We start from the raw sequence: 10463 nt of genomic DNA, 5'->3' as shown, positions 1-10463 counted from the left end.
TAAGTACTTATTAGACAAAACACAATCATCCCCTTTGTGTTTTCTGTAGGAAGTAATACTCAGGGGACTTATCCTTTTTAAATTATTAGGTGAAAATAAAATCTAAAGTAGGTTTTCTACAGAGCCCTTTCTTCAGCAACCTGAAAATATTTGTTTTAAGTTAGGTTCATTTTAAGTAAGATTCAATCGATAATTGTTAAAGATGGATGGAAGAACAGAAGACCATACCCTGCAGGTAAAGGGTGATGAACATCAGGTATCCCTTGCTGAAATTTTCGAACGTCTGAAAAGCAGCGATTCAGGACTCAAAGAAGATGAAGCTGTTCGAAGGCTGGCAGAATACGGGGCAAATATACTCGAAGAGATTGGCAAGGAAAGTATTCTGCACAAGTACCTGAAACAGTTCTGGAACTTCTTTTCTATTTTGCTTACGGTTGGTTCAATGCTTGCTTTTATTGCAGAGTGGCTTTCTCCAGGACAAGGTAATATTTACATTGGCATAGCACTGCTTGTTGTGGTTATTCTTAATAGCACTTTCACGTTCATCCAGGAATACCAGGCAGAGAAGATCATGGCAAGCTTTCGTCAGCTGATTCCTCCTAAAGCTAAAGTCCTCAGAAATGGTAAAACAAAAGAAATACTTGCCTCTGAGATAGTTGCCGGGGATGTGATATTACTTGAAGAAGGTGACAAAGTTCCTGCCGATGGGCGACTCATAGAAGAAAACTCACTTAAAGTGGATAATTCCCCTATAACAGGAGAAGCTGAGCCTCAGTTGCGGTCTCTTGAATGTACACATCCTGATATACTTGAATGCAGGAATATGGTATTTTCCGGCACATTAGTACAGACAGGGAATGGTAAAGCTATCGTTTTCGGTACAGGAGCAAATACTCAGATCGGTCGTCTGGCAATCCTTACTAAACGTACTTCATCGGTAGAGACTCCTTTAAAAAAGGAATTAAACAGTTTTATCAAAGTCATTTCTGTGATAGCTATTTTATTGGGTATATCTTTCTTCTTTGTTGGTTTCTTTGTGCAGGATACTTTCCTACTGAATCTGATTTTTGCTATCGGTATCATTGTAGCCAATGTTCCTGAAGGTTTATTACCTACTGTCACTCTTGCTTTAAGTCTAGCTTCCAGAAGAATGGCAAAAAGAAATGCACTTATAAAACAGCTCGAATCCGTGGAGACCCTGGGTTCGACTACTGTGATCTGTACCGACAAGACCGGTACGCTTACCCAGAACAAGATGACTGTGAACTCGGTCTTTACAGGCGAAGGCTATCAAAATGTCAAAGAAAAGCAAAAACCGCCTGAACCTCTCCTTAGAGTTTCCGGCCTGTGCAATAACTCAAGGATTACGACCGAAGCACCGGGATATAAAGGAGATCCTACGGAAGGTTCTCTCTTAGTTTATGCTAATCAGTTCACTGATGAAGAAAAACTAAAGCAGGCCTATCCACGGCTACAGGAATATCCTTTTGACTCAAAAAAAGAGAGGATGCAGGTCATTTGTTCCACTCCTGAAGGAACAATGGAATCTTACCTGAAAGGTGCACCTGAAGTTGTCATGAATATGTGCAGCCAGCTACTCACAGTGGATGGTACCCTGCCCCTTGATGAAAAGAGTGTCGAGATGATCATGGATGAGCACATCTCCATGGCAGAATCAGGTGAAAGGGTGCTTGCCTTGGCTTACAGGGAAGCAGAAGATGTAAGAGAATACGAAAATGGATTTGTTTTCCTGGGACTTGTAGGTGCAGTGGATCCACCTCGTCCCGAAGCAAAGGAGGCGATCCACAAATGTCACATGGCAGGGATAAAAGTTGTCATGATCACGGGGGATCATCCGATCACTGCCAGGTCCATAGCCCGCAAGGTAGGTCTCTGTGATGATCATGAAAAGCTTGAAATCATTATCGGCTCTGAACTCGCTGAACTGTCCACTCAGGAACTAGCAGAGAGGCTCAAAGCTCCAAAGATTGTCTTTGCCAGAACATCGCCCGTACAAAAGCTCAAGATAGTTCAGGCTTTTCAGGCTGCCGGGGAAATTGTCACCATGACAGGCGATGGGGTCAACGATGCACCTGCCATGAAAAATGCAGATATGGGGGTCGCTATGGGTAGTGGTACAGATGTTGCAAGAGAAGCAGCTGACATGGTTTTGCTGGATGATAATTTTGCTACTATAGTCAATGCAGTGGAAGAAGGCCGGAATGTGTTCGATAATATCAAAAAGTTCATTGCATACATCCTCACAAGCAACGTACCTGAAATATTACCTTTCATTGCCTTTGTGCTGCTGGCACTGCCTTTACCTATAAATGTACAATTGATACTGGCTATTGACCTTGGTACGGATATATTGCCTGCACTTGCTCTAGCGGTGGAAAGAGGGGAAGGCGATATAATGCATCGCCCGCCAAGGTCAAAAGATGAGAAATTGCTAACTTCACAAGTATTGTTCACTTCTTATGGTATAAAAGGTCCCATTGAAGCTGCAGCCGGATTCTTCTGTTACTTTGCTGTCCTGCAAGATGGTGGATGGAGCTTCGGACAGGATCTCCCTTTCACTGATCCTCTTTACATGCATGCAATTACAGCTTTCTTTACTGCTGTTATCATCTGTCAGATCGCTAATGTTTTCGTATCCCGTACAAGAAGGCAATCTATACTTGCCAAAGGATTTTTTTCAAATAGGATGGTACTGCTTGGAGTTGTCAGTGAATTAACAATACTTGCATTTATTATCTTTAATCCTCTCGTCAATACTATCTTTAACACAGCTCCTATTTCCATGAGATATGTTCTGATGGCAGTTCCATTTGCTCTTATATTGTTGTTCGTGGACGAACTGAGAAAGTTGGGTATAAGGAAGAATGTGAAAATCGTGAGAAAACTAATGGAATGGTAAAAAGTAGTTATTGAGATAAAAAAGAAAAAGGAGGATATTTCCTCCATTCATTGCTTTATTTCTTGTTTCTCCTATTTATGAATACAGCAGCCATTGCTACTATGGCTATAGCCGCAAAGATACCGACAAAAGGAGTCTTTTCCGTTACTTCAAATGTGCCCTGTTGATCTCCTATCTGAACCTTGGTTGTACCAGTATTGTTTGCTGTTGTGGTAAACTCCAGTACCTTTTGTTCTCCTGCTGCAAGGGAAACTTTCTGAGTATCAGTCACATTTCCGTTTAGCAACAGTTCCACCTGAATCTCACCTGCAGAAGTGCCAGTATTTGATACGTTAACATTGACAGACACAGCTTTTCCCTGTTCGGCAATGCCTGGTTCTATCACAAGATCAGAATACTTGAACATGCTTTCCACAGACTTTACCTCGAAGGTTATCTCTGTCTGGAGGAAGCCAGTTCCTTGTGCTTTGATCTTGTGTACTCCTGCATCTTTTGGAGTGTATGAAAGCACACCTGCATTTGAAGTATTACCTATTGCAGTACCATCGTAGAAGATAGCTACACCGCTCACAGGTTCGCCACCAATAGCTTTCTTTACGGAGATAGACATCACATTACCAGCCAATACATTCTCAGGGCTGACTTCTATCTCTAGTTTCTTAGTGGCATCATCTGCGGATATTACCTCAACATTTGCAGTACCTGTGACGTAACCTTCTTTTTCGGCAGTCACTTCAAATGACCCTGTTTCACTCAGAGTAAGAGCAAGTACACCTTCGTTAGATGTAGTTCCCTTTTCAACATCATCTATCTTTATTGTTGCACCCTCTACGGCTGCACCCTGTGATGTAACATTGATCTTCACAGATTGCCCTGCTGTGATGGTAGCAGGTATTCCTATTGATAATTGTTCAGAAGATGCTGTGGATACTTCTACAAAGGGGTAGTATCTCAATGTATCAGAATCTGCTACTTTTATTGAAATATCTCCCATCAAACTAATGACATTGTCCTTTGTAAGTGAGATTGAATTGCCGTTCTTAAGAGTTATGCCGGTATCTGAAATACTGGTAACTTCCATTTTCCCAAACTTATCTGAACCTTCCAGGGTAACGTACTCATCAGATATCTGGAATATACCCTGTATAAACACGGCATCAAGCTCAGTACCTCTAAATATCTCATTGAAATGGACTACTATCAATGGTACATCCTCGGAAGATCCAAGCTCTGTTTTGTAAACATAATCACTGTTGGATGTAAGGATAGAGGTATCTACTTCTTCTCCATTCTTTTTAAGTGAAACGCGCACTTTATCGCCATTGAGGTCAACGTCTACGACTTCAAGTGTATATCCATTTTCAAGTATGAGTGCAGATCCTGGATATGCAGATTTCTTATCATCATTATCTATCAGTACTTTTGCAAGCTGACCTTGAGATACCAAGCTATCGGACTTGGTGAATGCGTTGTCGGGATAACCGGCAAAGTATTTCTCCGCAAGGAAACCTATTACTTCGAACTTACCCCAGTCATCATGATCAAAACTTACTTCTTGAGCAGTTGTTGAATATACAAGCTGATCATCAGCTATTGTTCTGCCGTTAAGGGATTTGACTTCAAGTGACTCTGTTCCTATACCTTCGTCTATATTGTAATAGAAACCTTCGAAGTTCAGTGAGGTCCACTTATATACTCCATCAGCTACTGTGCCGCGTAACTCGTATGTGCCTGGCTCCTTCATGTCTACAACAGGAGCAAAGCGAAGTTCTGTATCGTCAGCAACAACAAAATTAAGTTTTCCCATTATATTGATCGTCTTACCTGCATTAAGATTTATTACATCAGGATTTTCCATAGTTATTTTTTCAGAAGAAACAGTCTGAACTTCCATCTTTCCATATTTGTCGCTGCCGCTTACTGATATATAGTTATCAGATACCTGGAAGACGCCTTTTACGAAGACTGCATTGCTCTCAGTTCCTCTGAAGATTTCATTCATATGTACTACTATCAGAGGGAAGTCATCTGTAGAACCCACTCTGGTCTTGTAAATGTAGTCCTGATTTGCAGCAATTACTGTGCTATCTACTTGTGTGCCATCTTTCTTAAGTGTAACAAACACTTTATTACCGTTAAGATCAACTTCTGTAATGTCCAGCACATATCCTTCTTCCATAACCAGTGATGAGCCTGTAAATAATGATTTTTCATCATCTTCATCTATTAGCACTTTTGCAAGCTGGCCATCAGATATCAGGCTAACTTCTTTTGCAAATACTGTATTACCGGAATATCCGGCAAAGTACCTTTCTGCCATAAAACCAATTATCTGGAAAGATCCCCAATCGTCGTGTTCAAAATCGGTTTCAATTGGTTTTGTGGAATAAACAAGATCGCTTTCTTCAATGGATCTGTCTGTATAGCTGTCCAGTTTAACGGTCAGCGTTTCAGACCCTTCTCCAGAGTTAAGGTCATAGTAGAATCCAGAGTAACTTAGAGGTGTCCATGAATATTCAAGAGAGGGATTTTGGTTAGCATCCCATATTCTATTTCCTGTTGAATTATTTGCAGTTACTGCAAGAGCTGTAGTACATAACAGCCCAATACAAAGTAACGTAGCCAACAATATTTTTATTTTCATATATTTATCTCTCCTACAACATTTACTATCTGCAAAAAAAGTATTATTTTAACAGTATATATGTTTTTTCAGCTGAAGCTAATCGTATAATTACAATATATTGTGTTATCGACAGCTGTAAGCCTGTTTATTGATATGGAGTGGAAGACCACCCTTTCTCGCTATTTTCTATATTATTTACAGGCATACTGTTAGCAAACCATAATGTACGCTGTGGTAAGGCGATCTTAATACCATTCTCTTCAAGTGTGGTTTTAATAACCCATAGTATTCTGGTCTTAACAGAATACCATTCACTGGAGGGGGCCCAAATCCTTATAAAAATATTGACTGCATTATCGTCGAGTTTATCCACAAACACGGTAGGACTGGGATTTTTAAAAGCTATGGGATCATCATCTATGATGGCTTTGATAATTGAAATTGCCTTTTCAGCATCGCTATCATAAGTGATCCCTATCATGTATTCAAATCTTCTTGCTACATTTACTGCGTAGTTTGTGATATTATTAATAAAAACTTTCTCGTTTGGCAATCTTACGTATAGTCCATCGAATGTTCTTATAATAGTGGAAACAAAAGTAATGTCTTCAATTATACCTGCATTACCGTCTATATTGACCTGGTCTCCTATCTTTATGGGTCTTTCAAGGGTCAAAAATATTCCGGAAATAAGATTTGCAACTATACTCTGGCCTGCAATACCCAGGATGATACCCAATACTCCGCCCGCAAGGAGCATACTTGAAAGCTCTACTCCCATAACCGGGATTATAAAAAAAACAATAGCTACAAATACAAAACTGTAGCGCATGAGTTTGAGCAGCATGCTAAGCTGTTTCCTGTCCAACTTGTCCTGCAGAGCCTTCATCAGGTACATGGACAGTATTTTCCCTAATATCATAGAAATGATTATAACCGAGGTTATGAGTGTAATCCTAAAAAATAGTATGGAGTAATCTGATAGTGGGATCATTGAAGTATCGTTAAGCGTGCTGTTCATAGGCCATACTCCATGATACACTTAGTTCCGGTCACTCTTAGTTTGGATGATACATAGAGTTCCATAGCTTTTTTAAACTTACCTTTTCCAGGGCAGTTAATAAACTCCGTTTCAGCTAGTTTTCGGCTTGGGATCTTCATTACTGCTTTCATCACAACTTTATTTTCTTCATAATAGATCTTCATGCCATAGGCGTTGAATATGCACTTATTGATCTCTATAAGGTGGTCGGAATCATTGACTATTTTCAAATCGATATAACCTGTATACAGGGGATGTGTTTCCGGGGGGGAAAGGAAAACTTCACTTTCCCAGTATTTACAAATGATACCGTTGCTTGGAACGCCATATAATGTATACTTATATCGTGCAAGTGAAAAAATGTCAATAATTTCATAATCTTCTTTTCCCTGGGGTATGAATACTCCTATTTCTATAGGAAATGTGATGTAGATTTTTCGAGTAGTTCCAGGTTCAAGAATAACTGTATTTTGGAGTGCTACTTGCAGGAAGTGGGTAAGCCTTTTGGGCATATTTACAGGTTCTATTGGATTGAGTAAGAAACTGCATGAATCTTGTAATAGTAATTTTTGACAGCTCCCCACAAGTCCTGATCTCCGATATAGAAGTGAATTGTTTTGCTTTTCCACTGTTATAGAAACACCGTCTATGTCCAGGTTGAAGGGAGATTCATGTATTCCATACATAATTATTTCCATAAAATAATATATATGAAGTATCTCATTGCTTATAACCATTTCTTTTTTCTGAAAAAGGAGAACATGAATAATCCAATAGTAATCATTATACACCAAAGGACTGGGTATCCCCATTTCCATGAAAGTTCTGGCATGTATTGGAAATTCATGCCATATACCCCTGCAAGGAAAGTTAATGGAATGAATATGGTAGCGATGATCGTGAGAATTTTCATTACTTCATTCATACGATTACTCACACTGGAGAGGTATATATCCATCATTCCGGATAACATGTCACGGTAAGTTTCTATTGTATCTATTATTTGGATGGTGTGGTCATATACGTCTTTAATATAGGTTTGAGTAAATTTAGTAATTAGTCCAGATTCGAGCCTTAAAAGACTGTTAGAGACTTCACGCAAAGGCCATGCGGATTTACGCAGAAATATCATCTCATTTTTTAATTCGTGCAATTCTTCAAGTGTATCGGGTGTGGGTTCATCCAGTAGTTCATCTTCCAATATTTCAATGCGTTCTCCAAGCTTTTCAAGGATCACAAAATAGTTATCGACAATGGAATCGATGAGTGCATAAGCAAGATAATCAGCTCCCAGCTCTTTGATGCGTCCCTTTGAGTTCTTTATTCTTGTACGTACAGGATCAAAGGTATCGCCTCCGGCTTCCTGGAAAGAGATTACAAAATTAGTTCCAAGAATAAGGCTTACTTGCTCGGATATTATTTCGGTATCAACTTCACGTTCGTTTGTTTTATCTTGCAGGTAGAACATGCGCAGCACAATGTAGATATAATTTTCAAAATCCTCTACTTTTGGACGCTGTGTAGTATGAAGAATATCTTCAAGGACAAGGGGATGAATATTGAAATGGGTTCCAAGACGTTCAATGATTGTTGCATCGTGTATTCCATCTATGTTTATCCATGTCACAGTGGGACTGTCTCTGAATGGGAATACTTCTTCAATATCTGATACCCTTTTTATTTGCAAGTGGTCCTTGTCGTAATCGATTACAGTTATATTCACTGTTTCTGCCCTTTTTTCGCCCACATGGACTATGGTTCCGGGAGGCAGGCCGAATTTTTCGTAAGCTCTTTTTACAAACCTGGTTGTCATATTATGTTGTTCCACAAAGCACGAAACTCATTGTTGCAATGATCTGTGAAATAGTTAAAATTGTATCGTATTTATAATATTGCTATATGCTGCTTGAGTATCCTAAATGTCTTGGTTATGTCATGGTTTAAGGACAATAGCAACAAATAAGGTAGTCTACTAAATCCACTTGCAAATCGTGAAAAAGAGTTATTTTCAGATACCACAAGGGTATCTTAGTTACTTATTTTTGGTTGATAGTGTAAAAGCCTTATCAACTTTAGAATTTGAAAATGTGGCGGAACCACATATTTCTGATTACTTGTTGTTAAATTGAGCATACACTACTGCTGCAGCAATTATGCATCCGTAAACTCCAAACTTTATTGTCTTGAGTATCATTTATACCACTTCTTTTCCGTTTTATATGATATTTTTACTCTACTTCCATTCCAACAATAATCATTGTTTTTTGTAGCAGTTGCCACTTTTGCCCCTTCTACAAGACTATCCTTTGTGCTATCACTATATAAATATTTCTCCAATCAGATGGATGTTACTCATCATTATGAGCACAGAATATGTGAAGTTCTCTTATTTCTATGCAGACCTAATTAATTTTGTTCAGCATGTTTCCCAAGGGTTAAATACCATTGACTTCGAAAATAAGTATCCATTTTTGGTAATCTAAGATCAGCTTTTAAGTTAATGGCCTCTTTAAATATATGAGACTACATAACGTAGTTTAAAAGATCCTCTTATACTGGTATTATGGCAGATAAAATGAGAAACAGAAAAACGATAATTTTGTTTTCTATTGTTATTTTTATCTTTTTCTTTCCAATCTATCTTGCTGTTAGCTATTACGTGGGTTTACGCTTTTTTCAGTCAATGAAGCCGTTTATTGAGCCTTACTCTTTATTCTTCTGGAGTATTTACTTTATTTGTTCAATATCTCTTTTTGGAGCAAGGGTGTGTAAGAGACTTTTTCCGGACTATATTAATGATCGTATCACTATAATAGGAGACTATTGGTTAGGTTCTGTGTATTACTCGCTCCTGATCTGGTTTTTTCTGGATGTTTTCCATTTCTCCATTAATACTATCTATCCAAATGCTCAGGTAATTAGCTACCCTGCACCATATTTCGGTTTTGGTGTTTTGTTCATTATCATTGTTCTTTTGCTGTATGGGACCTGGAATGCTCTTCATCCACGTGTTGTACACTACAATATCCGTATAAATAAGGCATCGAAAGATCTGTCAAAAATCCATGCTGTCATGGTATCTGACATCCATCTTGGTTTGGTTGTCAATAATAAGCGCCTTGAGCAAATGGTTATTAAAATTAATGAACTAAATCCGGATATCGTGTTTCTTGTCGGAGACACTATAGATGAGGATGTAGAATTATTTGTCAGTCAGAAAATGCCAGATATACTAAAGAAACTAAGATCCAAAAATGGTGTGTATGCGGTGCTTGGAAATCATGAGTACATCAGTCGCAGTAGTGAGCTTGCAGTAGAGGCTTTAAAACAAGCGGATGTTAATGTACTGGTTGATGAGTACGTAAAAGTGAATGATCTGTTTTATGTTGTCGGCAGGGACGATCTCATGGCAGGGAATATAAGCGGAAAACCACGTATGCAACTTTCCAAGCTGATGGGTGGGATCGACAAAAGTCTTCCTATCATTTTGCTAGACCATCAGCCAAATAATCTGGACGAAGGACAAAGCAATGGAATTGATCTGCAGTTATCTGGTCACACGCATAACGGACAATTTTTCCCGAATAATTTGATTTCGAGGCATGTGTTTGAGCACAGCTGGGGTTATTTAAGAAAAGGCGATTACCAGGTAGTTGTTTCATCTGGTTTTGGTACATGGGGTCCACCAATAAGGATTGGAAGCAATCCTGAAATAACGGACTTGAATATTTACTTTGGGAGATAATATTTCCCTGATTTCTTAATTTCGTTCTATAGCACTCATTTTATATAATAGTTGATATTAAACATGGTATTTGTTAAAACATAGTTGCTTTGACATATCAGATAAAAGAAGCGATCTACCAACTTATGAG

Annotated in this window: 6 protein-coding genes; 2 read left to right on the top strand and 4 right to left on the bottom strand. The window is 38.7% G+C overall.

Annotated elements, in window-relative coordinates; genetic code table 11:
- Positions 1-202: 202 nt before the first annotated feature.
- A complete protein-coding gene (locus tag ACC612_RS12685; protein ID WP_371854936.1) occupies positions 203-2920 on the top strand; it encodes a cation-translocating P-type ATPase in 2718 nt (905 codons plus the stop codon).
- 55 nt (positions 2921-2975) lie between these two features.
- Here ACC612_RS12685 and ACC612_RS12680 read toward each other — a convergent pair whose 3' ends face one another.
- The 4 genes from ACC612_RS12680 to corA all read right to left on the bottom strand — a co-directional run bounded on the left by ACC612_RS12680 (position 2976) and on the right by corA (position 8401).
- Positions 2976-5564, bottom strand: coding sequence for an S-layer protein domain-containing protein (locus ACC612_RS12680; RefSeq protein ID WP_371854935.1), 2589 nt, complete (start codon positions 5562-5564; stop codon positions 2976-2978).
- Between the two features lie 127 nt (positions 5565-5691).
- Positions 5692-6567: a mechanosensitive ion channel family protein gene (locus ACC612_RS12675; protein WP_371854934.1), complete on the bottom strand. Its 876-nt coding sequence runs from the start codon at positions 6565-6567 to the stop codon at positions 5692-5694.
- Positions 6564-7286 carry a DUF432 domain-containing protein gene (locus ACC612_RS12670; protein ID WP_371854933.1) on the bottom strand — a complete coding sequence of 241 codons (723 nt, stop codon included), beginning with the start codon at positions 7284-7286 and terminating at the stop codon, positions 6564-6566. The genes ACC612_RS12675 and ACC612_RS12670 overlap by 4 nt, the downstream gene beginning before the upstream one ends.
- A gap of 29 nt (positions 7287-7315) precedes the next feature.
- Complete coding sequence (gene corA, locus ACC612_RS12665) at positions 7316-8401, bottom strand: magnesium/cobalt transporter CorA (RefSeq protein ID WP_371854932.1); 1086 nt, start codon at positions 8399-8401, stop codon at positions 7316-7318.
- 951 nt (positions 8402-9352) lie between these two features.
- On the opposite strand from corA, the gene ACC612_RS12660 reads away from it, so the two are divergent.
- On the top strand, positions 9353-10333 hold the full coding sequence (locus ACC612_RS12660; RefSeq protein ID WP_371854931.1) for a metallophosphoesterase: 981 nt from the start codon (positions 9353-9355) through the stop codon (positions 10331-10333).
- Positions 10334-10463: the final 130 nt, after the last annotated feature.

This window comes from Methanomethylovorans sp., from assembly GCF_041447285.1.
Classification (GTDB): domain Archaea; phylum Halobacteriota; class Methanosarcinia; order Methanosarcinales; family Methanosarcinaceae; genus Methanomethylovorans.
This window is presented reverse-complemented; position numbering and strand designations above follow the sequence as displayed.